Origin of the sequence: Streptomyces sp. NPDC048483, assembly GCF_040651455.1 — a bacterium.
Classification (GTDB): Bacteria; Actinomycetota; Actinomycetes; order Streptomycetales; family Streptomycetaceae; genus Streptomyces.
Window position 1 is genome coordinate 1 of record NZ_JBEZJZ010000121.1, and the last position, 24,252, is coordinate 24,252.

23 protein-coding genes and 4 pseudogenes are annotated in these 24,252 nt (G+C 68.2%); 12 read left to right on the top strand and 15 right to left on the bottom strand.

Annotation, left to right across the window (positions count from 1 at the left end):
* A partial coding sequence (locus AB0D04_RS36550) for a MarR family transcriptional regulator (RefSeq protein WP_362711719.1) occupies positions 1-400 on the top strand: 400 nt, incomplete at its 5' end.
* 371 nt (positions 401-771) lie between these two features.
* A complete protein-coding gene (locus AB0D04_RS36555) occupies positions 772-978 on the top strand; it encodes a hypothetical protein (protein WP_362711720.1) in 207 nt (68 codons plus the stop codon).
* Between the two features lie 216 nt (positions 979-1,194).
* Here AB0D04_RS36555 and AB0D04_RS36560 read toward each other — a convergent pair whose 3' ends face one another.
* Together AB0D04_RS36560 and AB0D04_RS36565 are read right to left on the bottom strand one after the other, a co-directional pair.
* Positions 1,195-1,590, bottom strand: a complete 396-nt coding sequence (locus tag AB0D04_RS36560) for a CPCC family cysteine-rich protein (RefSeq protein WP_362711721.1) — start codon at positions 1,588-1,590, stop codon at positions 1,195-1,197.
* A 36-nt stretch (positions 1,591-1,626) separates the two neighbouring features.
* Positions 1,627-2,004 carry a hypothetical protein gene (locus AB0D04_RS36565; protein ID WP_362711722.1) on the bottom strand — a complete coding sequence of 126 codons (378 nt, stop codon included), beginning with the start codon at positions 2,002-2,004 and terminating at the stop codon, positions 1,627-1,629.
* 149 nt (positions 2,005-2,153) lie between these two features.
* Here AB0D04_RS36565 and AB0D04_RS36570 point away from each other — a divergent pair.
* Positions 2,154-2,495 (top strand): annotated as a pseudogene (locus tag AB0D04_RS36570) (PhzF family phenazine biosynthesis protein); the annotation flags it as partial.
* Between the two features lie 133 nt (positions 2,496-2,628).
* Here AB0D04_RS36570 and trxA read toward each other — a convergent pair.
* The 3 genes from trxA to AB0D04_RS36585 all read right to left on the bottom strand — a co-directional run bounded on the left by trxA (position 2,629) and on the right by AB0D04_RS36585 (position 4,909).
* Positions 2,629-3,003, bottom strand: a complete 375-nt coding sequence (trxA, locus tag AB0D04_RS36575; protein WP_362711723.1) for a thioredoxin — start codon at positions 3,001-3,003, stop codon at positions 2,629-2,631.
* A complete protein-coding gene (locus tag AB0D04_RS36580) occupies positions 3,003-3,437 on the bottom strand; it encodes a MerR family transcriptional regulator (protein WP_362711724.1) in 435 nt (144 codons plus the stop codon). The genes trxA and AB0D04_RS36580 overlap by 1 nt, the downstream gene beginning before the upstream one ends.
* A gap of 143 nt (positions 3,438-3,580) precedes the next feature.
* Positions 3,581-4,909 (bottom strand): aspartate aminotransferase family protein, encoded by a 1,329-nt coding sequence (locus AB0D04_RS36585; protein ID WP_362711725.1) that lies wholly within the window; start codon positions 4,907-4,909, stop codon positions 3,581-3,583.
* Positions 4,910-4,996: 87 nt separating this feature from the next.
* On the opposite strand from AB0D04_RS36585, the gene AB0D04_RS36590 reads away from it, so the two are divergent.
* Entirely contained in the window at positions 4,997-5,947 is a 951-nt protein-coding gene (locus AB0D04_RS36590; RefSeq protein ID WP_362711726.1) for a LysR substrate-binding domain-containing protein, read from the top strand.
* A 79-nt stretch (positions 5,948-6,026) separates the two neighbouring features.
* Here the strand turns inward: AB0D04_RS36590 and AB0D04_RS36595 are convergent.
* Together AB0D04_RS36595 and AB0D04_RS36600 are read right to left on the bottom strand one after the other, a co-directional pair.
* Positions 6,027-6,278 (bottom strand): annotated as a pseudogene (locus AB0D04_RS36595) (SgcJ/EcaC family oxidoreductase); the annotation flags it as partial.
* 254 nt (positions 6,279-6,532) lie between these two features.
* Positions 6,533-6,730: a hypothetical protein gene (locus tag AB0D04_RS36600; protein ID WP_362711727.1), complete on the bottom strand. Its 198-nt coding sequence runs from the start codon at positions 6,728-6,730 to the stop codon at positions 6,533-6,535.
* Between the two features lie 80 nt (positions 6,731-6,810).
* On the opposite strand from AB0D04_RS36600, the gene AB0D04_RS36605 reads away from it, so the two are divergent.
* Positions 6,811-7,491, top strand: coding sequence for a hypothetical protein (locus tag AB0D04_RS36605; RefSeq protein WP_362711728.1), 681 nt, complete (start codon positions 6,811-6,813; stop codon positions 7,489-7,491).
* A 428-nt stretch (positions 7,492-7,919) separates the two neighbouring features.
* On the top strand, positions 7,920-8,417 hold the full coding sequence (locus AB0D04_RS36610) for a recombinase family protein (RefSeq protein ID WP_362711729.1): 498 nt from the start codon (positions 7,920-7,922) through the stop codon (positions 8,415-8,417).
* 757 nt (positions 8,418-9,174) lie between these two features.
* Here the strand turns inward: AB0D04_RS36610 and AB0D04_RS36615 are convergent.
* Both AB0D04_RS36615 and AB0D04_RS36620 read right to left on the bottom strand, forming a co-directional pair.
* Positions 9,175-9,990 carry a hypothetical protein gene (locus AB0D04_RS36615; protein WP_362711730.1) on the bottom strand — a complete coding sequence of 272 codons (816 nt, stop codon included), beginning with the start codon at positions 9,988-9,990 and terminating at the stop codon, positions 9,175-9,177.
* A 55-nt stretch (positions 9,991-10,045) separates the two neighbouring features.
* Positions 10,046-10,888, bottom strand: a complete 843-nt coding sequence (locus tag AB0D04_RS36620) for a hypothetical protein (RefSeq protein WP_362711731.1) — start codon at positions 10,886-10,888, stop codon at positions 10,046-10,048.
* A 284-nt stretch (positions 10,889-11,172) separates the two neighbouring features.
* Between AB0D04_RS36620 and AB0D04_RS36625 the strand changes: the two genes are divergently transcribed.
* Together AB0D04_RS36625 and AB0D04_RS36630 are read left to right on the top strand one after the other, a co-directional pair.
* On the top strand, positions 11,173-11,307 hold the full coding sequence (locus AB0D04_RS36625; protein ID WP_362711732.1) for a hypothetical protein: 135 nt from the start codon (positions 11,173-11,175) through the stop codon (positions 11,305-11,307).
* A 108-nt stretch (positions 11,308-11,415) separates the two neighbouring features.
* Positions 11,416-11,742 (top strand): annotated as a pseudogene (locus tag AB0D04_RS36630) (hypothetical protein); the annotation flags it as partial.
* Between the two features lie 263 nt (positions 11,743-12,005).
* On the opposite strand, the gene AB0D04_RS36635 reads toward AB0D04_RS36630, so the two are convergent.
* From AB0D04_RS36635 to AB0D04_RS36645, 3 genes are all read right to left on the bottom strand, one after another.
* Entirely contained in the window at positions 12,006-12,740 is a 735-nt protein-coding gene (locus AB0D04_RS36635) for a helix-turn-helix transcriptional regulator (protein WP_362711733.1), read from the bottom strand.
* A 63-nt stretch (positions 12,741-12,803) separates the two neighbouring features.
* Positions 12,804-13,055, bottom strand: a complete 252-nt coding sequence (locus AB0D04_RS36640) for a hypothetical protein (protein ID WP_362711734.1) — start codon at positions 13,053-13,055, stop codon at positions 12,804-12,806.
* Positions 13,056-14,145: 1,090 nt separating this feature from the next.
* Positions 14,146-14,334 (bottom strand): hypothetical protein, encoded by a 189-nt coding sequence (locus AB0D04_RS36645; protein ID WP_362711735.1) that lies wholly within the window; start codon positions 14,332-14,334, stop codon positions 14,146-14,148.
* A gap of 774 nt (positions 14,335-15,108) precedes the next feature.
* Here AB0D04_RS36645 and AB0D04_RS36650 point away from each other — a divergent pair.
* The gene (locus AB0D04_RS36650; RefSeq protein WP_362711736.1) at positions 15,109-15,330 is read left to right on the top strand and encodes a hypothetical protein; all 222 of its coding nucleotides are present in this window, start codon (positions 15,109-15,111) and stop codon (positions 15,328-15,330) included.
* A gap of 741 nt (positions 15,331-16,071) precedes the next feature.
* On the opposite strand, the gene AB0D04_RS36655 is transcribed toward AB0D04_RS36650, so the two are convergent.
* The 3 genes and pseudogenes from AB0D04_RS36655 to AB0D04_RS36665 form a co-directional block, all read right to left on the bottom strand.
* On the bottom strand, positions 16,072-16,704 hold the full coding sequence (locus AB0D04_RS36655; RefSeq protein WP_362711737.1) for a lasso peptide biosynthesis B2 protein: 633 nt from the start codon (positions 16,702-16,704) through the stop codon (positions 16,072-16,074).
* Between the two features lie 140 nt (positions 16,705-16,844).
* Positions 16,845-17,768: a helicase associated domain-containing protein gene (locus AB0D04_RS36660; RefSeq protein ID WP_362711738.1), complete on the bottom strand. Its 924-nt coding sequence runs from the start codon at positions 17,766-17,768 to the stop codon at positions 16,845-16,847.
* A 231-nt stretch (positions 17,769-17,999) separates the two neighbouring features.
* A pseudogene (locus AB0D04_RS36665) lies at positions 18,000-18,939 on the bottom strand (LysR family transcriptional regulator).
* Between the two features lie 363 nt (positions 18,940-19,302).
* Here AB0D04_RS36665 and dnaE point away from each other — a divergent pair.
* The 3 genes from dnaE to AB0D04_RS36680 all read left to right on the top strand — a co-directional run.
* A complete protein-coding gene (gene dnaE, locus AB0D04_RS36670; protein WP_362711739.1) occupies positions 19,303-22,899 on the top strand; it encodes a DNA polymerase III subunit alpha in 3,597 nt (1,198 codons plus the stop codon).
* Between the two features lie 567 nt (positions 22,900-23,466).
* Entirely contained in the window at positions 23,467-23,604 is a 138-nt protein-coding gene (locus AB0D04_RS36675; protein WP_362711740.1) for a hypothetical protein, read from the top strand.
* Positions 23,605-23,726: 122 nt separating this feature from the next.
* Positions 23,727-24,252, top strand: a 526-nt coding sequence (locus AB0D04_RS36680; protein ID WP_362711741.1) for a hypothetical protein, incomplete at its 3' end; no start/stop codon positions are given.

A 24,252-nucleotide genomic window follows, 5' to 3' on the forward strand; every position in this document is an offset into this window, starting at 1 on the left:
CGACACCGGCAGCCTCACCGCCTCCGAACTCGCCCAGCGCCTCCAGGTCAGCCCGGCGTCCATCTCCAAAGCGATCACGTTCCTCGAGGGCCTGGACCTCGTCCGCCGGGAACGCGACGAGCGCCGCCGCGAGCGCTACGTCGTCGACGACGACCTCTGGTACCGGTCGATGATCCGCAGCGCCCGGGACAACGACCAGTTCATCGAGACCGCACGGCAGGGCGTCGGCATCCTCGGCCGCGGCACCCCGGCCGCCACCCGCCTCGAGAAAGCCGCCCGCTTCCTCGACTTCACCAGCGAAGGGCTCATCCGCGCCGCGGAGCAGGGCCGCGAGGTCCTCTACACCAAAACCGAAACGACCCCGGACGGCACCGCCACGCCACGTTCAGATCGCGCATAGACAGCGTGAGCCGACCCCTCACGCCTCCGCCAGGCGGCCTCGTTCATGCAGGGGCCGGTGAGGTCGGCAAGTCCTTCATCGCAGCTTTGTGGCTGGTCCGGTGGCGGCGTCCGCCGGGGTAAGGGGGTGAGCACGGTCAGGGCCGGCCCCAGGTCGAGCCGGACGTCCATGTCCAGACAGAAGGTGCCGTAGGGGCCGGTGAAGAAAGTACCGAGGCATGCCCCTTCACAAGGTGCCATCAGGCGCAGCGGCAGCCCGAGACTGCACAACTTGCCTCACATGCCTTAAACCTGCGCAAGCCACTGACCTGCGTTAAGTCTTGACAACACTAGATAACCAACGACCTCGACGCCGAACGCTCCCTCATCGCCGTGACCGCGAGGACCAACCGCTCCAAAGCCGACCAGGACCCGGCCCAGTGGATGCCGCCGGCCGCCGAGGCCCGCTGCACCTACCTCACCGACTGGGTCACCACCAAACTCCGCTGGAACCTCACCATCGACCACACCGAACGCAACACCCTCCGCGACCTCGCCACCACCTGTCCCGACACCGACCTGGACTACGAACCGGTGTAGCCCGAACCGGCTCGCATCCCACCGGGTTCTTGCCCGTCGCGGGTGCGAGCCAGCCGTAAGGCGATTCGGGCATGGGGCGGCAAGCGCAGTGCCTCGTTCAGTGTCAGCAGCGGCAGACGCTCGGCGTCCGCGTCGATCACAGTGTTCACCAGCGTAGAAGCCGCTAGTCCAACTCGCTTATGCCTGCCCAACGCACGGCCGTCAAGCTCCGAGGCGTCATCCGGCGGTCGGCCGCCAGAAGCCCGTGTTCCGATAGCGCCACCAGTACAGGACAGTCCGGTCGTCGGGCCACGCAGCCAGCTGAACCGCCTGGGGCTCGAAGTGGTCCCGCTCAAGGTCGATGGGCCGCCAGCTCCGGTCCAGCGGCTCGTGATCTCCGGGCGGACGGACATGCTCCACGGACCGCTCGTCGCATGCCCCGAAAGCCTGGTAGTTCTGTTGTGCCTCGATCAGCGAAGTCCGGTTCGCGCCCACCGCCCAGTCCGGCCAGCGTAGTTGCAGGTCATCATCTTCCCAGAAACAGACTGGGCAGATCTCGTATGAGCCGGGCGGATCGTCCATCGTCAGGCGGCCGCAGCACACGCACGGGTACTTGAGAGTCACGCCCGCCATCCTGTCCCAGCGCATCGTAAGGGCCAACAAGAGCTTCTACTGCCGGCCCGGCATCGAAAGAAGGGCGGAGTCGAAGGCCAGATCGGCTATTTCCGTCGCATCCGCTTCGTTCCCGTCCCCGAGGTCTCCTCGCTCGGCGAGCTGAACGAGATGGTTGAGCGGTGGGACCGGCAGGACGATCACCAACACGTCGGCAGCAGCCAGTGACAGGAACACCGCGATTCTCGCGGGGCTAGGGCCGGGCGCCAGCGGGCCCGGCAGAGTGCACCAGGCCGGTGACAGACCCACGTTCACGCTCCGCAGCCATGAGCCGTACACCATCGCCCCGTACAACGACTGCCCCTCGCGCCAGCGCCTCCAGATCTCATTTTGCTGAGCCGGCGAAAGCCCGTAGTCACGCACCTGTACCTCCACGATCGCATGATCATCCGTGGGTGGTGCGTTGATCACTTGAGGGCGCCATCGGTTTCTGAACAGCGAGCCAACGCGCTCTGAGAACGACGCAGGGCCGAGAAAGGTATAGCTGCGTTTGAGGGCCGGTCTTTCGGCGCGTGTGCCGGCTGATGTCATGGACGGATCGGCCGGTGGGACCTGGTGGTGCGCCGCAGGTTCCGGACCCTGCGGCGCACTGTGGCCGGCACAAGCAGCCAGGTTTCACTGGTGGTTCAGGGGCGGTCAGTGGCCGCGGTGGCCCCGTGCTCGTGGTGTCCGTGGCGTCCCCAGCTTTCGGAGTCGACGCGACGGGCGCCGCAGCCGCGGCATTCGGGTCGTACGCGCGCGAACTGGGCCTGGTCCCCGAGGAGTCGGTTCTCGTCCTGCACCAGGGCGCGGACAGGGGCCGACCGGGCGAACTACGGGTCGAGCTGTCCGCCGGCGACTCGCGGGTTCGGGTGGGCGGCACGGGACCCGGATTCCGGAGACCGGCGTACCGCAGGCCGCCCGGACATCCCTCTGAGCGCCGCGAACGATCACGGGCGACTGTCAACGCCGCATCGATCCTGCCCCGGAAGCCGGCGGTGCGGCTGCGCAGCCGCCTGGTCACTGACCGGCTTGCAGTTGCTCCGTCTCCACGACGTGCGGCAGGACGTCCTCCAGTTCCTGCATCAGCCGCCGCTTCGGTAGTGCGCCGGCCATCTCCTTCACCAGCTCGCCATCGCGGTAGAGCTGCAGGGTGGGTGCGGCAAGAACGTTGCGGGCGATCATCGTGGCGGGGTTCTCGTCAGTGTTGAGCTTGGCGACGGTCAGGCGATCGGCCTCCTCATGAGCGATTTGGTCCAGAACCGGCGCCAGCTGGCGGCACGGACCGCACCAGGGTGCCCAGAACTCGACGAGGACGGGCCGCGCGCTGCGCAGGACCAGATGGTCGAAGGTGTCGTCGGTTACGGTGACGACGGCAGGTTCGGTGGTGGCCATCAGGGCGTCCTTTGCTCTCGGGCGGACTGGTTCAGATCATCCGGAACTCCAGGGGAGAACTCGCAGCGCGGATCGGCGAAGCGGGCCTCGACAGCCCTCTCCAGTTGCCCGGCGACCCGCTCGCGCACCTCGCCGAGGCGGGTCATGCATGCGTCCAGCTCGGCGAGCTTGTGCTGGTAGACGGCGATCGAGTCGGGACAGCGGTCGCCGGTCTCGTGCCCGTCACGCAGGCACTCGACAAACGGCCGGGTCTCCTCCAGCCCGAAGCCGAGGTCCAGCAGCGAGCGGATCTTGCGCACCATCCGCAGGTCCTCGTCCCCGTACTCGCGACAGCCGTTGGCGGCCCGCCGGGCCCGCAGCAGTGCCTGCGCCTCGTAGTAACGCAGCGACCTTGTGCTCACCCCGGCCGGCTCGGCCAGTTCCCCGATCCGCACGGCGGCTCCTCCCTGTTCACCCGAGACGCTAGACCTTGACACCGGCGTCAAGGCCAGAGCCGGGGGCCGGCAGGTCGCCGGGAGCCACCCAGCCGGTCGCAGAGGTCAGGCGGGGCTTCGGGCCTGCACCAGCACCAGCATGCTCAGAGGCCGGCGCAGGCGTCGCCGATCGCTGTGTCCACAATCGACAAGCCGAGCGAAAGCTCGTCTTCGGTGGCGGTCAGGGGCGGCGCGATCCGGAAGACTCCGCCCATGCCGGGGAGCTGAACGATGTTCATGTGCAGACCGAGTTCGAGGCAACGCCGGGTGACCCGCGCGCCCAGTTCGTCCGAGCTCTGCTTCGTCTCGCGGTCCACGACGAGTTCGAGCCCGGCCAACAGGCCCCGGCCGCGGATGTCGCCGACGACCTCGTGGCGCCTGGCGATGTCCGCCAGGCCGTGGCGGAGGAACGCGCCGAGCGAGTGGGCACGCTCGTCGAGTTTGTTGTCGGTCAGGACGTCGAGGACGGTGTTGCCGACTGCTGCCACCAGCGGGTCGGCGACGTGTGTGGTGAAGAACAGGAACCCGCGCTCGTGCGCCTCCTGCTCGATCTCGGCGCTGGTGACCACGGCCGCGAGGGGCAGTCCCGCACCGAGCGTTTTCGACAGGGTGATGATGTCGGGGACTACACCGTCGCGCTCGAACGCGTACCAGGTCCCGGTGCGGCAGAGGCCGGTCTGGGCCTCGTCGAGGATCAACAGCATGCCGCGTTCCCGGCATTTGTCTTGCAGGGCCGCGAAATACCCGGCCGGCGGCTCGATTATTCCGCCCGAGCTGAGGATCGGTTCGACGAGGCACGCGGCCAGGCTCCCCGTCGACTGGGCGTCGATCAGGTCGAACGCGAAGTCCAGTTGGCGGTGCCAGTCCAGCGAACCGTCGGCGGTGGCGAAGTCGGGCCGGTACACGTTCGGCACCGGAATGGCGAAGTTGCCGGGCGCGCCAGGGCCGTAGCCCTTGCGCCCCGCGCTGTAGGTGGCGGACGCGGCGGCCTGCGTCATGCCGTGCCAGGACCGCGCGAACGAGACGACCTCGTGCCTGCCGGTGACGAGCTTGGCCATCCGGATGGCGGCTTCGTTCGACTCGGCGCCGGTCGTCAGCAGCAGCGCCTTCTCCAGAGGCGCGGGCAAGGTGTCGGCCAGCCGCCGGGCGAGGTCGACCACCGGGCGGCTGAGCATGCCGCTGTAGAGGTGGTCGAGCGTCGCGACCTGCCGTTGGACGGTGGCGACGATCTCCGGGTGCGAGTGGCCGAGGATCGCGCTCATCTGGCCGGAGGTGAAGTCGAGGATCTTCCGGCCGTCCGCGGTGTACAGGAAACTCCCGGCCGCGCGGTCGATGATCTCGCGGGTGAACTCGCCGCCGTAGCGTACGAGGTGCCTCTCGGCATCGGCCCAGAAGGTCGCGGTGGACGATGGGGTGGTGGTCGAAACAGTCATGTCCCCGACGCTAGGCCGCCCTCGAGCGGCACGTCCATCTCACCATTCCGGCTGTGCTGTTCGGTGAAACCGCACAACAATGAAGGCATGATGAACCCTTGGAGGCTGCGGCTGCTGAGTCAGCTGGACACACTGGGCACCGTCCGGGCAGTCGCCCAAGCTGCCAACCTGAGCCCGTCGAGCGTGTCTCAGCAGCTCGCCGTGCTCGAAACCGAGACGCACACACAGCTCCTTGAACGGACGGGACGCCGGGTACGGCTGACCTCGGCCGGGCTGATCCTCGCGCGGCGGGCGCGGGCGATCCTCGATCACATGGACACCGTCGAGGCGGAGCTTCGCGGATTCGGCCAAGAACCGGCCGGGCTGGTGCGGCTGGGGGCATTCCAGAGCGCGATCCACACCATGGCTGTGCCGGCGGTGACCCGGCTGGCACGCGAGCATCCGCATCTGGACGTCGAGCTGCTCGAGCTGGAGCCGCACGCGAGCATGCCCGCGCTGCGGGTCGGGGACGCGGACGTCATCATCACCACCACGGACTTCGACGAGCTGCCGTTGGGGCCGGACCTCGACCTCGTACCGCTGGCCACGGACCCGATCGTGCTGGTGGTCCCGGCCGGGCATCCCGCGGCCGGGCGCGGTGCCGTGGACCTCGCGGCTTACGCGGACGAGCCGTGGGCGTTCGACATACCACAGTCGTACATGGCGAATCTCGCGCTACGGCTGTGCCGTCAATCGAGGTTTGAGCCCCGGGTGGTGTGCCGGTTCAGCAACTACATGATGACGCTGCAGCACGTCGAGGCCGGGCTGTCGATCGCGCTGCTGCCCGGCCTGGCGGTCGACCAGCGCTATCGCGTCGCGACCCGGGAGCTCGCGACCCCTGTGACGCGCACGATCACGGCGGCCATCCGCCGCGGCTCACCGCCTCGTGCGGCGGTGCGTGTCGTGTTGGACGCGCTGCGGCACAATCCGGAGCTGCCCCGCCGACTCGCCGACCCGCGCGCCGTCTGCCCGCCGGCGCCGCGGCGGACCGGGGAGTGAGCGCACGGGCCCAGGACGTCACTTGACAACTCGCCCGACCCGTACGGCCCTTGTCGGGTAAGACGTCAGGTATTTCCGTGTTCTGGCAGGCGGCCAGGCGCCATTGCCCGTCTTCCTTCGCCATGACGTAGAGCGCAGTGCCCGGGTTCCCGATGGGCTGACCAGTGAGCGTCAAGTACTGGGCGTGTACCTTGACGGCCGCGGCGTCAGGGCGGATGAACAGCGCATCCACCACCTCGTATGCGGCTGTCGAATCCTTCATCGCACCGGGGAGCACTTGGTGTGTGAACGCCGATGTCTCATCGCGGCCAAGAAGAGGGGCAATGACCATCACTTGGTGCCTGTTGGCGAAGTACCGGATACCGGGCTACCGGGTCGATGGGTGGGGCGTCGACTGGCGGTCCCCACCCGCGCGGACCGCCTCCTTGAGCTGCTCAACGGGCAACCGCGCACGGTGGCGGAGCTGACAAAGCTGCCAACGCAGGAGCATCCCCACCATGCGGCGCCCGAGACCGCCGCGACAGCCGGGCTACCGCAACGACCTCACGCGCGGCTTTCCGCCAGGGAACTGCCCGACGAACCTCCTCACGGAGGCGAGCCGAGTGCGTGGACTGACTGACATGTCGGGCAGGTAATTTCGCCAGTGTCTGTGTCTGCCTCGGCATGAGCGGCAACGGCGACCCACACGGCCTCGGCGGTGTCCACGGTGAGGGCGCCGGCCTGGATCTCGTCCCAGGCGACCTGTTCCAGTGCGACCAGTTCGTCAGTGAGTTCGATTGCCACTGGCTGAGTGCAGGTGGACCAAACCGCCTGCCCGGCGAATGGCGCGCCGGCGAATGCAGTGCGCGATAGCGTGCACCGCCATGACAGCCAACTCGGCAAAGGGCACTGCCCATTCCCGTGACAGCATCGCGATATTCGCCGGCCAGGGACGCACCGGCCGCAGGGCCGCCGACCTCGTGGCGGCCCTGCTTCCGCCCGCGGTCCTGGTGGTGACGGGCCTGCTGGTGCGGGCCCGGCTCATCGATGACGACTTCGTCATGCTCAACTGGGTCTCGCTCGCCCTCAGCGCGCTGGTGTCCTTCTGCGCCCACATTGGCTGGCACGCGCGGCTGCACGACGGTGGCCTGCTGTCCGTGCGCACCCTGACCGGGCGGCGCACCGTCGACCTCGCCCGGCTCACCAAGGTCGGCCGGATCGAGGTGGTCGCCCAGGGTCCCACCGACGACCGGCTGATTCTCACCGACGCCCACGGCGTGCGGGTCATCCTCAACAAACTCAAAGGCAGCCACGACACCGTCGATGCCACCGTGCGCAGAGCGCTGCTCCACAAACCCGCCAACGCGGGCGTGACCGTGTCCGGGCGCGCCGCGGAACGTCTCGACCTGGAAGCGGAAGTGCGGCGCCCGCGCGGCAGGTTCAAGGCCGGTCGCCGGATTCCGTTTTCGCTCATCGGCTTCGCGCCGCTGCTGGTAGTGCCGGTGTACCTCCTGCTGGCGTTCGTCCTGACATACGGCGGCGTCCTGCTCGCAGACACCCTCTGACCAGGCGGCGGGTGGCGGGTGGCGGGTGGCGGCCAGGGCACCCACCGTGCCGGGTCTGTGTTTCAGCGTTGTCCAGGAACCGATCGGTTCTTGGACAGTGCCGCCTCAGAGGCCGGCGCGCCGGCCGAACCCTCATCCGCTGTGTTCAAAAAGGGTGTTCACGAGGTCGGGGTGCTCAAGAACGAGCCGGGGCCGTTTTCTGTACGGTCTCCCCACGGCCGCACTCTCCGACTGGACCGAGGCCGACGACGGCGCCCTCCAGGCGTTCTGGGCGAACGCCACGGCCGGCGCCCGCATCGGCTGCGCCCGTGTCTCGGCCAAGGGCCAGAACTTGATCGCCGGCTCGCCGCGCTTGAAGGTGCGGACTGTGCCCGCATCTTCGCGGACAAGAAGTCCGGCCGCACTGCGGAGCGCGAGGAACTGTGGAAGTGCCTGGCTACGTACGGCCCGGGGACACCCTTGTCGTCCCGAGCCCGGACCGGCTCGGCCGCTCGATCCAGGACCTGATCGCGGTCGTGTCGGGTCTGCGGAAGCGCGGTGTCGGCTTTTTGTCGCTGCACGAAGCGCTCGGCACCACGATGCCCGGCGGCAGGCTCGTGTTTCATGCCTTCGCTGCCTTGGCCGAATTCATCAAGGAGCTGATCGTGCAGGTAGGCACGAGGGGCTCACTCAGGCGCGGGCGCGGGCGCGGGCGCGGGCGCGGGCGCGGGCGCGCGGGGCTCGGCTCGGCCGACCGCCCGCCATGGGTGAGGACAAGATCCGGCACGCTCCTGCGCTCCTGGCCCGTCCGGAGAACACGGCTCGTCCATGGCGAAGCTGCTGGGTGTCTTGCGGAACACGCTGTACAGGTACGTGCCCGGGCTGGCTGCCGGGCAGACTCCCCCGTCGCCGGGGACAGCGCATCGCTGCCTGCTCCCCGCTCTTGACCCCACCGCATCGGCTGTGGCGGATCCACCACAACCGGCGAGCCTTTGACCTGCACCGCTTAGAGAAACGGCTCCTCATCTGAGGGGCCGTCGCCTTTCCTGGGCTTCGTTGTCAGTGGTGGGCTCTACCGTGGTGGCACGGCGCTTGGCAGGTCAGGTGACGCTAAGGGGAGGCGGCATGCCCGAGTGGGCTCTTGCGATACTCGTTCCGGTCGGTCTGCTGGCTGTGGGACTGGGGACGTTCTTGGTCTGGGCCCGCCTGGGGACGAAGGAACCGTTGAATCACGACAACCGGATGCCGGAGACCCATTTTCGACAGGGTGGTGGTCCCGGCGGCGGCTGACCGGCGGCGTCCGGCTCGGCATGGGCGGCCTTTGCCCTGGCCGGGCAGGGCTGAAGCGGGCGGCCGGGAACGCCCGACGCCGGGCCGGTCAACGGGCTTGGCGCTGTAGGCCAGCTGGCCGGCACACAGCGACGCGCACCCAAGGGGCCGGACGATCTGTCCGGCACAACTGTGACGTCGAACAGACCCTGCCGGGCCGCCAGGGGCCGTTCTGAGGGCGCGTCAGCCACGCTCAGGTCTGAGCACGGACAGGCCCCGCCCGGATGGGCGGGGCCTGCTTGGTGCGGTCACCCGGTGTGCGTGTCCAGGGCCGGTAACGACGGTCTTGGACGTGTCACTTCTGCAGGATCGATCGCTCGAGGGGCGAGTTGAGGTGCCGGTAAGAACCGTGTCACCAGTTGCAAACGGTGGTGTTCAGTCCTTGAGGCCGGTGCTCACAGCGGCGCCTTCTCTCTGGAGAAGACGGGCAAGTTCGGTACCCCAGTCCTTGAGCCACGGCAGGTATCCGGGGTACCAGAACGCCAGCGCGAAGGTGCCCGCGACGGCCAGGACCAGGAATCCGTTCAGCATCCACCTGCGTCGGTGGGGGTGGACCAGCAAGTTCCCGGCAGTGGCCAGGACGGCCAGGAGGATGCCGAGGCCGGCGAAGACGGCTGTGGCCAACGGATGTTGTTCGCCACGGAGCAAGGTTGCGGCGACGGCCGTACCCACGGCCGTCGCCGCAACCGCGGACGCCGCGGTGGTCGCGAGTGCGAGTGTGCACAGCAGCGGCCGTTGCAGGCGCCACCGCCGCCACCGCCGCCACCGGCGCGCGATTCCCCTCCGCAGTGCTGTCCCGGTCCGCTTGCGGCCTCCCGACAGGGCGCGCCGCTCTTTGATCACCTGAGGGTGGGCCCGGTCCCGACGGTTACGGCGGTACTTGCGGTCGGCCCGATTCCGCAGGAGCCGGTCGAGCAGGATGAGCCACCAGCCCAGCGCGGGAGAATCGCCCGTGAAGCGGCCCGTGAAGCGGCCCGTGAAGGCGTAAGTGGCGGGGGCGTGCCAGGACACTTTGGCTTTCCCCGCTCCGTAGCCGACCGCGAGCAGGACGCCGATCAGCTGCGGGGCGTCTTGGTGCAGGTGCCTGGAGTGACTCAAAGCCGGGTCGAGCTTCACGATCCGCGTGCGCCCGCTGAGAGTTCCCTGAGCCAGCAGACTGCCGTGGGTGATGTCCTCGATGGCCCACCGCACCTTGATGCCCGGGGTGGCGTTCGGCAGTCGGAGCCACCCGGTCGCGGGCCGGTAGTTACTCAGGCGGGATGCCCGGGGTGGCGTTCGACAGTCGGAGCCACCCGGTCGCGGGCCGGTAGTTACTCAGGCGGTCGGAGGGGCGGGCGGACAGTACGGCCGTGACGCCTTCGAGGTCCTCATCACCCACGTACCAGGCGATCTCGGGCTGCCCCGGGCGCCGCCAGCGTGTGGGCAGGCGGGTCGCTTCCGGCGGCGTTCCGCGGACGTGCCGGAGCGGGTAGCGCCGTAACTGCTGCGGGATCTCGGTGGCCAGGATCGGCAGCCAGAGCAGGCCGAGCACGATCAGCAGCCACGTCGTGTCCTGTACGTAGTACACCGGGCCAGCGCACACCAGTATCAGGCCGGTGCTCACGTAAAGACGCGGCCTCCTTCTGCCCGGCGTCTCCTCCAGAGGCCATTCGAGCCCGTAGAACTCCCACATCTTGGTATGGGTCCGGCGCGGCAGCTCCTGGCCCTGCCGCAATGTGCGCATCGACCAGACGGCGGGCGCCTCAGGCTGGACGGGCAGCCCAGGAGCCTCGGACGAACTGCCCTGCTGCTGTGGAACCGCGGCGCTCTCTGTGGACGCCGCCGCCCACAGATCCCACAGCTCTTCCAGCTGCTGGCGTCGCCCCTGCTGCTCGTCTTGTGGCAGTTTCGGAAGACAGGCTTCGACAATCTTGTCGAACTGGAACCGTTCCATGGGGGTCTTGCCATTCAGCATTTTCGACAACGAGTCGTCGCTCAGAGCCGGCCCGACGGCCTTGACCACCGCGCGTTGGCTCCCCACCGTGGCCTTTATCAGCGCGCGTAGCGCCACGCTCAGATTGATCCGGGGACGCGGAACCCCCAGCTTCACCAGCTCTGTCTCCCCATACGAGTCTCGGCCGCCGCTCGACGAGTTGCTGCGGCCGCCTGCCCCCTCCCTCTTTTCTGGGGTTTTCTCCGCCACTCGTACCTCTCTTGAGCTGGGCAGATGATTTTCTTTTGGCCCGTCATATCTGCTCGCCAGAAAACCGTCCGCGCTGGTGTCGTGAACTGTGGGGCCGCTGCTGAGCGACCCCACAGTCATCGGTTTGCCCTGTCTCTCGTTGGCCACGCGCGCCAGGGCGTTCCTCCTCACAGAACGAAGAGGTCTCCAGCATGGTCGAAGTGCTTGCCCTGGCAACAGCAGTTGCCGGTGCTGTCCAGGCGATGATGCTCGTCATCCACGGCATCCAGAGCCGCAAGTCCCGCCCGGCCCCGCCGAAGCGGGTGAGGCGCCGGCGACAGATCTGACGCCCGGGGGTGATGCGCTGCAGCTGGGAGCGCATCACCCCCGGGCCCGCGCTTGCTTCGCGTTCCCACTGCAGGCCGATCCGGCCAATGCCGCCGAACCGCCCCGCCATGCCAGGCCCAAGGACTCAACACCGCCGTTTGCGGCTGGTGACGGTCCTGCTGGCTTATTCCGTGCCCGGCGGGGCCGGCGGCTCGTTGGCCGGGGCAGCGGCGGCCGTCTTGGCGTTCTTGGCCGCGGGTGGGGTGTGGAATGTCGCCCGGCCCGGTGCGCGACCGGTGCACCCACTCGAAGAGCGGCGGCCGGACCCTCTCCCTGCAACCCGCGAGGTGCAAGAAGTCCTCGGCCATGCCCGCCTCCAGCAGGGCGACGAGCAGTGGCGGGCCAAGTACGGAATGCGCACGGGCATCGAGGGAACCATCCACCAGGCCGTCGCGGTCACCGGGATCAGACGTGCCCGCCGCCTCGGTCTCCACAAGACCCGCCTGGAGCACGTCTTTCCGCCGTTGCGCTCAACCTCATCCGCCTCGGTGCCTGGTGGAACGGCCACCCGCTCGACCGCACCCGCGTCAGTCACCTTGCCCGCCCCGGCCTCTCCCCCGCCGCGTGACCGAATATGCCAGCAGGATCGTCACCGGCCGCAAACGACGGTGATCAAGTACGGCAAGCAAGGATCCGGGCCCGGTTCCGCAGGATGTCCTCAGCGCCGCGCCCGCATCTGCCACCAACGGCGCCGCTTCGTTTCAGCCGGGGCTACGTCGGTCGGTGGTGGTTTTGCCGACGCAGCTGCGGGTCGGGGAACCCGGATCCACTGGGGGTAGGCGTCGAGCCGGTTCCAGGCGGCCATCCAGTCAGCTTCTGTGCCGCGCAAGCCGCGTCGGTGGCCGTAGCAGATCGTCACGAAGGTTCTGGTGAAGTCCCAGCTGGGGAGGACCTCACGGTTCAGGATGTCGCTGAGGGTTGAGCTGGCCAGCGCCATCGTGACTCCGGGCCTGCGGGACGGGAAGCTCCGCATGCTGATTCGCTCGATCTCGCGCAGGGACAGGCCGGCGTGAGCGCGCAGTTTGCGCAGGGCCTCCATGAACTCAGCGGTGGTCTTGACGCCCGACGGGTCGGGGTGTCGCTGGTAATCGAGCGCCCAGGACGCGAGTGCCTTGTCGAAGCCGAAGGGCGGGTCGGCAGTGCGGTCCAGTTCAGTCCAGCGGGTCTCCCACTCGGCCGTGTCGCCGTTGCATGCCTCGACGTAGGCGCGGGTGACGGGCCAGGTCGGCAGTGTCCTGCCGTTGGCCGCCTGCGACAGCGTCGCCCGGGAATAGCTGGTCGCTTCTGCCATGCGCGCGTAGGTCATTCTGGCTTGCGTCCGCAGGGCGCGAAGGGCGAGTGCGAATTCGGCGTAGGGGACGCCCTCGGCGATGGGTTTCTCGATTCCTGGCACCGCTCCTCCTTGGATCGCGGTCAGGGCAGGCCCCACCGAAGTGGGGCCTGCAGTGATCCGAATTCAGGAAGAGCGAGTGGTGAGGCGCCAGATCCCCAGCAGTGCCACGAGGGCTTCCAGGGTGACGGCCGGCACCTGCCCGAGGGCCACCAGGACGATGACGATGACGACCGTCGCAGTGATGGCTGCTGCGGCCTGCGGCGTCACGCAGTAGGCAGCTGGTGTTGCGGATTCCGCGGGGGATGCCCCTGCTGCGGGTTTGTGGGCGAGGAGGCACGGGCGCGTGTACGTCCACGCGCTGAGGCGACCGTCCATGAGGACACCTTCCGGTCGATGCGTTGGTCTGGGCGGGCAGCGCTCAACGGCAGCACAAGGCCACTGGGGGCAGTTCGAGCTACCCCCGCTGTCGGCGCTATCCCCCGCATCATGGACGCCCAATTCCTCAATTGGCAACAGTGGCCCGGGAATTGAGAAGGGCCCCATGCTGCCAGTGCTGAACCTGAATCCACGCCACGGAGATAGAAGTGCGGCACAGTTCTGATTCGTGTCCGGAACCGCTGAACAATCCATTGGCCGACCTGAACAATGAGGCCCTGACCTGCGTGAACAGCCAGGCGGGTCGCGGATGTGTCCGAGTGAGTCCGAGTTGAGGCAGATGGCCGGCGAACGAGGGGCACTCTCTACTCATCGCTGCGGGCTATGCCCCGGCGAGTGGGCACCTGTCCGTTGGTCTGGGCGGGCCCCTGAGTCCCAGGGAGGAGCGACATGGCCAGCTGGCGCAGCTTGCACGCGGCACAGTCGGTCACGCGTGCTCCCAGGCGACTCGCTGCTTGATCGGGGGTGCCGTCGTTCGAGCGGCGGCATCCCCCCTTTCCCCCTGCGCCGCCGGTCGTCGTCGCACGCCCGGGTGGTGGGGAGTGAGACCCGCCACCGAACGACGGCGGGCGGGCGGGTTGGGCGGGCATGAAGAAGCTGACCTTCGCCGTGGGCACGGCGGCCGCGCTGGCCCTCGCCCCGGCCAACCGCGGGCAGATCAGGTGGTCAGCGACTCCTTAGCCGCTCGCGCGGTCAGCTCGGTCACCTTCGGCCACGGCCACGGCCCTGGCCGCATCAACGTTCCACACCCCGCCCGCGACGGGGAACGCCAAGACGGCCGCCGCTGCCCCGGCCAACGAGCCGCCGGCCCCGCGGGCACGGAATAAGCCAGCAGGACCGGTGACACGGTTCCTACCGGCACCCCGCCTACCGCCGCCGGCCGGCAGGAAGCCCCGGCTCTCATCACAAGCCCTGTGGCCCCGGCGGTGTCCGTTCAGGGGAAAGACCAGGCCAAGCGACAGGAGGGACAAGGAACGGCCCCGGGGAACAACGCAACAGCGGTTGGCGCCAAGCGATTGATCTTGCCGGCCTACCCGGTCACAGCGTCCTGGAGAACCTGGTCGTGAAAGTGCTGCCGAAGTCCGGCTTCCTCGGGCGTGACCGGGTCGTCGGGACGGCGAATACGGGTACGCCGCGGGCTGGGGAGGCCATCGACGCCTTGGAGGCCGGCGAAGTCGGCGCGGGCCGCCGCGACGGCTTCGGGGTACGCCTGCGGCATCCTCTTCAAGCTGGCGACCGCCGCCGTCGACAAGCCCGGCGAAGTCGTACGCCGGGCCCTGTTTTCAGTGGTCGCAGAGAAGAGCACCAGGACCACGACAAGGGGGAAACATGCCATCGACGGCATGCCAATGGTGCGGCGGCGAAAATCTTCACACCGACCGGCGCACCCGTATCCACTGCACAGCATGCCGGCGCACAGTCTGGCGGCCTGCGGGACCACCACGCCCGAAGCCGCTGTTCCCGGGGTGAGGGTCGGCCGCGTCTGGGCCGTGCCCCGTGTTCTCCTGGCACCGGCCATCCTGATGACGGCTGCCGCCGGGAAGGACCAGCCGGCAGCGCCCCCCGGAGCAGACTGGTGTTCCGGCGGCCCGCTGTGCGATCAGTGACCGAGACCGACGACGAGCACCACAATCACAAAGACACCAAAGGCACAGGAGTGCTGTTACGGGGATGGGCCGGCGCATCCACCGGGCGGCGGGCCGCACGCCGCGCAAGGGCACGGCGCAGGCTGCGGCGCACCGGCAGCGCGGGATGCACCACCAGCGCCCTTACCTCACATAGGAGGAGGACCAGGAGCGCATACGCCAGGCGCGGGCGCGCCGGGATGCGCGGTACACAGTTTCCGTACCCCGTGTCGAAGTCCCACGAGGCCGGCGGCAGGAATCTCCAGCCTCTCTCCGCCAGGCGCACTTCTCGCCGTCCGGCCCCTGTGACGAACACCGGACGCGGACAGCTGCACCGAGCGGTACACGGGGGGCCCATACTGGTGGCAATGACAAAATCAGCTGCACCAAAGCGCCATCTGTCCACCAGCCCCTTCGAGGCCCCGGTCGCACCGTCCCCCAAGCAGTTTGCCGTGGGTGACCAGGTCACCCACGACATGTACGGCCTCGGCCGGGTGCTCGGTATCGAGGAGGGAATCGCGGCGCTCGTGGATTTCGGTTCGGCTCAGGAGCGGATCCTGAGCCCATACGCCAAGATGAGCAAGCTGTAGAACCGCTGTGCCCGCTCACGGCACACCAGGCACCTTCATGACCCTGTAACCCATGGGAGACCTCTCATCGACCCGACCTCGCTGTTCTCCGCCCCGGAAGGCGCGCCCCGCTATGCCACTGCGCCATCGCCGCCTCCGGCGACCAACCCCTTCCAGTCCCCGGACCCCGGGGAGAACGAGACCTCCCTGCTCGACGATGCACAGGCACCTCACACCCGCATCGAAGCAGCACAGCGCAGGGCAAGCTAGCTCCGAAACAAGCGACGCGGCCCCGGCAGCCGGCCACGGACCGTTTCCCTCCAGCACCTGAAACGGCCCAGACCACGTCACCCAAGCATTGAAACCCGGGCTGTAGTGACACTGTTGGCGAGTCCGGTTCCGCGGACAGCTACCGGGCTCCGGCAACCGCCCTTGTGACGGGGCCCTCGCCGGGCCGGAGCCCGCAGTACGGGCACCGCCCGCTGAGGCGGCCGCAGGTCTCCACAGCCACTCCCATTTCCCGCACCCGCCGCAGCTGGCAGGAAACCATGGACGGGAGACAAGGCCGGCCGCCTGCCCGCCCTCACACACCGAAGGGCCCCCGTACCCGGCGACCCACTCACGGGCGAAGCGAAGGACGCGCATCCGCCGGCCGGTGAGCATCACGGCCGCCCTCCCGTCCGCACCAGCACCTCAGCCTGACCCCCGCTGAACCGCGCCGAGCCCACGCACAGGCCACCAACCCACAACGACAGCAGCACCTCAGGCTTCAGGCTCACCAGGCCAACCATCGGTAAGTTCCGCACCGGCGGGGCTTGAAGAGCCCTTCCACACAGCCCTGCCCAGCCCGCGCCCGGACACGCTGGAAGCATCCGGACAGAAAGCACCCCGCGCACGGCGCCGAGCTCTACCGGCTCGCCCAGGACCGGTGACCGACCGCCAATTTGCGACCGCCGGCCCACCGGCCTCAGGACTGCTCTTTTGGCAGCCCCTCTTGCGGCAAACCGGCACCACCACCATGCGGCGGTACTCCCCCAGCCAGTACGGTCCGCCCACCGCAAGGCCCTCGACCTCCACCCAGGCGTGCGCGCGGAACGGCGCCGTGCGCACCCCCGTGCACCAGTGCGGCCAGACCCCGCGCATCCGGCACAGCAGCGCCGTGGCCACAGAACGCCGAAGGCAGCCCTCCCGGCGCAGCGCGCGCCCAGCGCCACGACGGCCCCGCGTGCGGCGAGCGCCCGAGAGATCGTGGCGGGAGCGGCCCCGCGCCCCACTACGGACAGGACACGGCGGAAGCGGTGCGGCCTGAGTGCGACGAACAGCCGGGCGGCGCCCGTAGCGATCAGGACAGGCACACGCCGGCACAAGGACAGGGGCTGCGGGCAGGGGCACCATCGGCCCGGCTCATGCAGGCACCACCAGCCGGACCTGGGCCAGCGCGCGCATGACCCAGGCCGTGTCGGCGCCGGCGCGCTCTGCGGTGAGCCGGGGCAGGCCTCGCCAAGCACGCGGACCGCGTCCGGCGGCTCGGCGCGTCAAGAAGGCAGCCGCTGAGCCAGGACCCGGTTCACGATGGCGCGGTGCTCTCCGATGGGGCTGGTGGAGGACACGGCGGGCTCCCAGCCGGTCGTCGCGACGAGGGTGCGGGCGCGGATGCAGCGGCGATGCCAGTCCGTCCCGGGCGGGTTCCAGCCGGGGCCGATCGCCTCGAGCGCCTGGCCGTGCCCGTGGGGAAGGCGGCCGGTCCTGGCTCTGCGGCGCTGAGCGGCCGGCCAGGAGCCCAGCCAATGGCCGCCGACCTCATCCTTGACAGGAACGCAGAGGTCTCCGTGCACGCCCGCCCAGACGCGGGCATGTTCAAGCACGGACTGGAATGTGCGGGCCGGCGCCGCCCCCATCACGCCAGGGCGTCCAGGGCCTGTTTGCTCTCGGCGGGCAGGCAGCCCACAAGGCGTCGCAAGCAAAGACTGGTCAGACACCCGCCCAGGACGAAGCCACCGGGATCGGTGCAGCCGGCAAGAACGCCGAGGTGTCCGAAGGCGGTTCGGCAGCGGTGGGCGCAGGCGTGGGACTCCTCCCAGGTGCCGAGGCCGGCACAGTGATCTCCAGGCCGAGGGCACGCGCGAGTTGCGCGGCCCGTTCGGGACGGGCGCAGAAGGCGGTCCCGGCCGGAGCCCTGCCGCCGTTCCTGCGGGCGGGCAGGACGATGCGATCCATGAAGGAGTGTCGTCGGCGCGCAGGGCCTGCAAGAGGGTGAGCAGGTTCTCGAAGGCGGAGCCCTTCAGCAGGCCGGTGGTGCTCAGACCCTGCCGCAGGTAGACCGGGACGACCAAGGTGGTCTTCTTGCCCGCCCCGGGGGCTGGCGCAGGCCGCGGCCGATGGCCCGGATGGCGTCGATGACGCTGTAGCGGGGGCGGCGAAGACGACGGAATCGACGCCGGGCATACCGACTCCCCCATTGAGGACCCGCACGTTATCGCACAGCAGACAAGCCCACATGTGCATACCACCCCAGGTCAACAGTAGGACCAAGATTTCCTACATGAACTCTCAACACTGCACGTCACAGCCATCCGCATGTCGCAACGAGAGAGAGGATCGACAGCCTGGACGAGGACGACGAGGAGTAGGGAAGCGAGACGCCCTTACATCTCCTCCGGCCGTCGGCTCGTGGTGTCGTTGTCGTCGGCCTAACTCGGAGGGCGTTGAGCCCACTTCGGTGTCCAGTTATCGCCTTCGGGGCGACCGGGATATGCGGAGCTGAGGTGGGTGCGGAGCGCGGTGAGGGCAGGGTGCGGGTTGTCGGTGCGCCAGAGCAGTGAGTGCGGGTAGACCGGGATCGGGCTGTGTAGGGGGATGCGCCTCAGGTCATGGCCAGCGGGCCAGACGAGAGGGGTTCGCTCGCTGACGAAGGTCGCCAGCGTCGAGGAGCTTGCGATCGTGTCGAGGAGGGGCTCAATGCCGAAGTTGGGGCCGATCGAGTCGATGGTGAGCCCGAACGCGGTGGCAAGTTCGTCGTAGTAGGCGGCCCACTCGGTTCCGGGGACGTTGCCGGGCATCCAGATCCGACGCCCGGCGAGCTGGGCGGGGGTGACCTTGCGAGCGGCAGCGAACTCGTGGGCTGGTCCGGTGAACAGCTGGAGGGGCTCGTCGAAGACCGGGGTGGCCTCGATGCCGTCGGGGAGTTGGCGCCCGGGCATGGTGACGGCGCGGAAGGTCGCGTCGATCGTTCCGGACCGGATGGCGGCGATGGCCGCCGCGGAGTCGAAGAGGGTCACCACATCGAGGTCGACCTCGGGGCGCGCGATGGAAGTCACGCAGCAGTCCTGCCAGAGAGAGCTGTCGGCCGATCACGTCGACGCGTAGCGGGCGGGTGCCTGGCCGTACGGAAGCGGCTGCCCGCTCCTCGGCTTGGAGGAGAGCCCGGGCGTGGGGCAGGAACGCCTGGCCGTCGATCGTCAGCCGGGCCCCGCGCGCTGTGCGGCTGAACAGTTGCACGCCGAGGTCCTTCTCCAGCACGGCGATGCGCTTGGAGACGGCCTGCGGGGTGATCGACAGGCTGGTGGCGGCTTCTTGGAACTGTCCCTCGTCCACGGCGGTGACGAAGGTGTACACGGCAGTGAGGTCCACGCCGGCCATCCTAGGTGATCAACCAATGGTTGAGTCATAGAGGTGAAATGGTTGTTTGATTCCCCTGTGCAATGCCCGCTTTGATGTCTCTGGTCAACGTGTGGTGTTGCGGGGTGGTGCGACAGCGGCGCGATGTCCGGAGGCCGGGCAGGTCAGCGGGCAGCGCTTCAGGGGCTCGGTCCGATCGATTGCGCAGGCAGGTTCGATCCCGATGGTCACCCCGTCCACGCGATCACACCGCGACGGACCGAGTAGCCCGCCCATCTGCCGATGCCGATGCCGGTGCGGTCGGTCGCTGGAAAGGTCACCATCGCGGCTCTGGTCGGGGTGGGGCTTCCTACTCGCCTCGGAGGCAACTCACTCGTGCCGGATTCTTTCGTTCACCTGCACAATCACACCGAATATTCGATGCTGGACGGTGCGCAGAAGCTGAAGCCGATGTTCGGCGAGGTGGCCCGGCAGCAGATGCCTGCGATCGCCATGAGCGATCACGGCAACATGTTCGGTGCCTATGAATTCGCGCAGGTCGCGAAGGGCTTCGAGGGCATCACGCCGATCATCGGTATCGAGGCGTACGTGGCGCCTTCCTCCCGTTTCATCCGGAAGCAGGAGTTCTGGGGGCCGGGAGGCCGCCGTGCCGTGAGCGATGACGGTGAGGGATCGAAAGACGTCTCGGGTGGCGGCCGCTTCACCCATATGACCATGTGGGCGTACAACGTTCAGGGCCTGCGCAACCTGTTCTGGCTCAGCACGCAGGCCAGCTATGAGGGGCAGTTCCCGGCCGGCAAGCCGCGCATGGACCGCGAGCTGATCGCTGAGCGGCCAGAGGGCATCATCGCCACGACCGGTTGTCCCTCCGGCGAGATCCAGACCCGGCTGCGGCTGAACCAGTACGGCGAGGCGAAGGCCGTCGCCGCGGCCTACCAGGAGGTCTTCGGCCGGGAGAACTACTTCCTGGAACTGATGGACCACGGCCTGGACATCGAACGTAACGTCCGCGACGGCCTGTTGCGGCTGGCCAAGGAGCTGAGCATCCCCCTCCTGGCCACCAACGACGCGCACTACGTCACCGAGGACCAGGCCGACGCCCACGACAGCCTGCTGTGCATCGGTGTCGGCAAGAACAAGGATGACCCGAAGCGCTTCCGCTTCAACGGCTCCGGCTACTACCTCAAGACCGCCGCCGAGATGCGCAGTCTCTTTTCGGATCTTCCCCAAGCCTGCGACAACACCCTGCTGATCGCCGAGCGCATCGAGTCCTATGACGAGGTCTTCGACTACGTCGACGAGATGCCGCAGTTCCCGGACGTTCCCGAGGGTGAAACCCAGGAGTCGTGGCTGCGGAAGGAAGTCCTCACGGGCCTGGCGATGCGCTACGGGAACCCGGTTCCCCAGCACGTCCTGGACCGCTTCGAGACCGAGATGACGGTCATCGGCCCCATGGGCTTCAGCTCCTACTTCCTCGTCGTTGCGGACATCTGCCGCCACGCCCGGGAGAACAAGATCTCCCTCGGCCCGGGCCGTGGCTCGGCCACCGGCTCCATCGTGGCCTACGCCACCCGCATCACCGAACTGTGCCCTCTGGAGCACGGCCTCCTGTTCGAACGGTTCCTCAACCCCGAGCGCATCAACCCTCCGGATGTGGACCTCGACTTCGACGACCGCCAGCGCGACAGAATGGTCCGCTACGTCACCGAGAAGTACGGCGACGAGTACACCGCCATGGTGAACACGTTCGGCAAGATCAAGGCCAAGAACGCGACCAAGGACTCCTCGCGCATCCTGGGCTATCCCTACTCCCACGGCGAGCGGATCACCAAGGCGCTCCCGCCGGACCAGAACGGCAAGTCAGCCCCGCTGGCGGCCGTCTTCGACCCCTCCCACGAGCGGTATGGCGAGGCCGGCGAGCTCCGGCAGATGTATGACAACGACCCGGACGTGAAGCGGGTCATGGACACGGCTCGCGGGGTGGAGGGCCTGACCCGCGGTACCGGTGTGCACGCGGCTGCGGTGATTCTTTCCAAGACGAAGCTGACCGACCGGATCCCGCTGCACATGCGTGCCTCGGACGGCGTGAAGATCACCGGGTTCGACTACCCGTCGTGCGAGGCGATGGGCTTGATCAAGATGGATTTCCTGGGGCTGCGGAACCTGGGCGTCATCGATCAGGCGATCGAGAACATCCGCGAGAACCGTGGCATCAACCTGGCCACCGTGGACCCCCTGGACGGCGATCCCTCCACCGTCGTGATCCCGTTGGATGACGCCAAGACGTACCGGCTGCTGGCCGAGGGCAATACGTTCGGTGTGTTCCAGCTCGACGGCGGCGGCATGCGGGTCCTGCTGAAGCAGATGGAACCCACCCGGTTCGAGGACATCGCCGCGGTCAACACCCTCTATCGCCCCGGTCCCATGGCGGCGAACGCGCACACCAACTACGCACACCGTAAGACCGGCCGCCAGGAGATCACGCCGATCCATCCCGAACTGCGCGACGCCCTGGAGCCGATCCTCGGCAACACCTTTCATCTGCTCGTCTACCAGGAGCAGATCATGGCCATCGCCCGGGAACTGGCCGGGTACACCCTCGGTGGCGCCGACCTGCTGCGCCGTGCGATGGGCAAGAAGAAGCCGGAGGTGCTGGCCGCCGAGTGGGACAAGTTCCACGCCGGCATGCAGGGCAACGGATTCAGCGAGGAAGCCATCAAGGCGCTGTGGGACGTCATGCTCCCGTTCTCCGGCTATGCGTTCAATAAGTCCCACACCGCCGGCTACGGCCTCGTCTCCTGCTGGACCGCCTACCTCAAGGCGAACTACCCGGCCGAATACATGGCCGCCCTGCTCACCTCGGTGGGCGACGACAAGGACAAGGCCGCGATCTACCTCGCCGACGCCCGCAAGAACGGCGTCCGAGTCCTCCAGCCCGACGTGAACGAGTCCGTCGCAGAGTTCACCGCCATCGGCGACGACGTGCGGTTCGGACTGCGGTCCGTACGCAACGTCGGCGACAACGTCATCGAGGCCATCGTCGGTGCCCGCCGCAGTAAGGGGAAGTTCACTTCCTTCCCCGACTTCCTCGACAAGGCCGACCTGCCCGCACTGAACAAACGGGCCGTCGAATCCCTGATCAAAGCCGGCACCTTCGACTCCCTGGGACATGCGCGTAGGGGCCTGACCGCCATCCACGACGACGCCATCGACGCCATCATTCCCGTGAAGAAAGCGGCCAGCTTCGGTCAAGACGACCTCTTCGCCGATCTCAGCGGAGAAGGCAGCGACGGACCGACCTTCGGCCTGGACTTCCCCATCGACGACGCCGAGTGGCCCCGCCGCCAGCTCCTGGCGACCGAACGCGAGATGCTGGGCCTGTACGTCTCCGCCCACCCACTGGACGGCGCCGAGCACATCCTCTCCGGAGCACGTGACTGTTCCATCGCCGAACTTCTCACCTCCGGCCGCACCAACGGAGACGTCCAGCTCTCCGGGCTGATCACCGGCATCCAGCTGAAGATGACCAAACAGGGCAACGCGTGGGCCATCGTGAACCTCGCGGACCGGGACGCCAGCATCGAGGTCCTTTTCTTTCCTGCCTCCTACCAGCTCGTGCAGCACGCGCTGGCCGAGGACAACGTCATCTCCGTCAAAGGCAAGATCGAAGACCGCGACGGTACGGTGAACATCTTCGGCAGAGAGCTGACGATGCTGGACGTGTCCTCGGCCGAGCACGGCGGGAAACCTCCCGTACGACTTGAACTCCCCGCCCACCGGGTCACGGAGCGGTCCGTGAGCGAACTGAAGAGAATCCTCGCGGCCCACCCGGGCGACAGCCCAGTGCATCTCAGCGTCCGTGGCACACGGAAAACCACCGTCTACGCCCTGCAAGCCAGGGTGAACGCCACCACCATCGCCTCCGACGTGAAGGGCACATTCGGAGCTGAAGCATGGGCGGGCATCGCATGATGCCAAGAACCGGCCAGGTGCATGCCATTGAGCTGTGGACATCCGAGAGGCGACAGGCGAATTGGACCAGATCACCTGAGATCGGGACCAGGTCCACTGAGACGGGACGCCCGGGGCGGGAGTTCGACGAGCGGAGCATCAAGGCCAGGGACTCGACGCAGCATGATTCCCAGAAACGTTCGTTTATGGAAGAGCGCCGGATGGGCCACCGGAGAGCCTCCAGGGCCCTCAAAACCCCTTCAAGAACCCGGGGCATTCAACAACCCCAGGATGCCGTTTTCTGACAGGATCCCCAGGGTTGAGCACGCCACTTGAAGACGCCCAGTTCGAACTCCTGGTCGCCGAGCCCGCCGTCCGCACCGAGAACCGCATCGGCTACGCCCGGGTGTCCACCGGCGGACAGAAGCTCGACGCCTTCACCGCGGCCGGCTGCCGCCGGATCTTCGCCGACAAGAAGTCCGGCATCGTCTCCGGTACCCGCGAGGGCCTCGCTGCCGCCCGCGCCCGCGGCAAGGTCGGCGGCCGGCCCTCGTCGTCAACCCGGACATCATTAGGGCCGCCCGAGACATGCTGCCCAACCCCGATCACTCGATCACCTCGATCGCCAAGCTCTTCGGGATCAGCCCCGGCACCCTCTACAACCACATCCCCGACCTGCAGGAGCTCCGCACCTCTGGCGGCGTACCCCGCCAGCTCACCAGCTGACCGCTCCCGCTACTGGCCGTTCCGATCCTCCCCAAGAGCCATGACGGGTGATCATGACCGATCGAGTAACGAATCCTTCGTTCGGCCTCGCGCCGGCGAACGGGTCGGGCAACGTCGGGGCTATGGCTGATCGTTGCGCGTGGGATGTGGGGTTCACTGTCGGCTGTCACCTGTGGGACGAGGGGCGGAAAGCCGAGGGGCTGCGGCTGCTCGTGGCGGCCGCACGGCAGGGGCACATGTACGCCGCGTACTGGCTGACCGATGAGCTTCCGGCCGGGCATCCGTTGCTGCGTGATCCTCGGGTGCGGGCGGCAGTGTGGGAGCTGGAGGCCCGTAACAAGGTGACGCATGCCCGGGTGTTGCTGTGGCGCCGGGGTATCCGGGTGGGCCCGCAGCCGCCCCAGGGGTGGGGGGATGCGGTGACGGGCGGCGTGGTGGCACTCGCGAGTGCGCCCCTGCTGGGGTTTCTGCAGCAGGCCGGGGCTGATGGCTACAAGGCGGCCCGTACGCGTCTTGCTCGCCGTGGGGCGCACCTGTCGACCGGGGCTCTGACGATCTCTGGGGAACTGTCCCCGCAGGCTGTGAGGGCACTTGAAGGGGTCGACCTGGACGAGCTGACGGCGCCGGACGCCGAGGGGCGGCCGGTGG

What these genes read in the sequence shown, in the direction of transcription:
- AB0D04_RS36590 (WP_362711726.1), top strand. Translation starts at nt 4,997, where the DNA reads ATGATGAACCCTTGGAGGCTGCGGCTGCTGAGTCAGCTGGACACACTG.
- AB0D04_RS36655 (WP_362711737.1), bottom strand. Translation starts at nt 16,704, where the DNA reads ATGGTGCCCCTGCCCGCAGCCCCTGTCCTTGTGCCGGCGTGTGCCTGT.
- AB0D04_RS36675 (WP_362711740.1), top strand. Translation starts at nt 23,467, where the DNA reads ATGCTGCCCAACCCCGATCACTCGATCACCTCGATCGCCAAGCTCTTC.
- AB0D04_RS36640 (WP_362711734.1), bottom strand. Translation starts at nt 13,055, where the DNA reads ATGGACGGTCGCCTCAGCGCGTGGACGTACACGCGCCCGTGCCTCCTC.
- AB0D04_RS36585 (WP_362711725.1), bottom strand. Translation starts at nt 4,909, where the DNA reads ATGACTGTTTCGACCACCACCCCATCGTCCACCGCGACCTTCTGGGCC.
- AB0D04_RS36645 (WP_362711735.1), bottom strand. Translation starts at nt 14,334, where the DNA reads ATGCCGCAGGCGTACCCCGAAGCCGTCGCGGCGGCCCGCGCCGACTTC.
- trxA (WP_362711723.1), bottom strand. Translation starts at nt 3,003, where the DNA reads ATGGCCACCACCGAACCTGCCGTCGTCACCGTAACCGACGACACCTTC.
- AB0D04_RS36660 (WP_362711738.1), bottom strand. Translation starts at nt 17,768, where the DNA reads ATGGGGGAGTCGGTATGCCCGGCGTCGATTCCGTCGTCTTCGCCGCCC.
- AB0D04_RS36650 (WP_362711736.1), top strand. Translation starts at nt 15,109, where the DNA reads ATGACAAAATCAGCTGCACCAAAGCGCCATCTGTCCACCAGCCCCTTC.
- AB0D04_RS36560 (WP_362711721.1), bottom strand. Translation starts at nt 1,590, where the DNA reads ATGGCGGGCGTGACTCTCAAGTACCCGTGCGTGTGCTGCGGCCGCCTG.
- AB0D04_RS36625 (WP_362711732.1), top strand. Translation starts at nt 11,173, where the DNA reads ATGGTCGAAGTGCTTGCCCTGGCAACAGCAGTTGCCGGTGCTGTCCAG.
- AB0D04_RS36605 (WP_362711728.1), top strand. Translation starts at nt 6,811, where the DNA reads ATGACAGCCAACTCGGCAAAGGGCACTGCCCATTCCCGTGACAGCATC.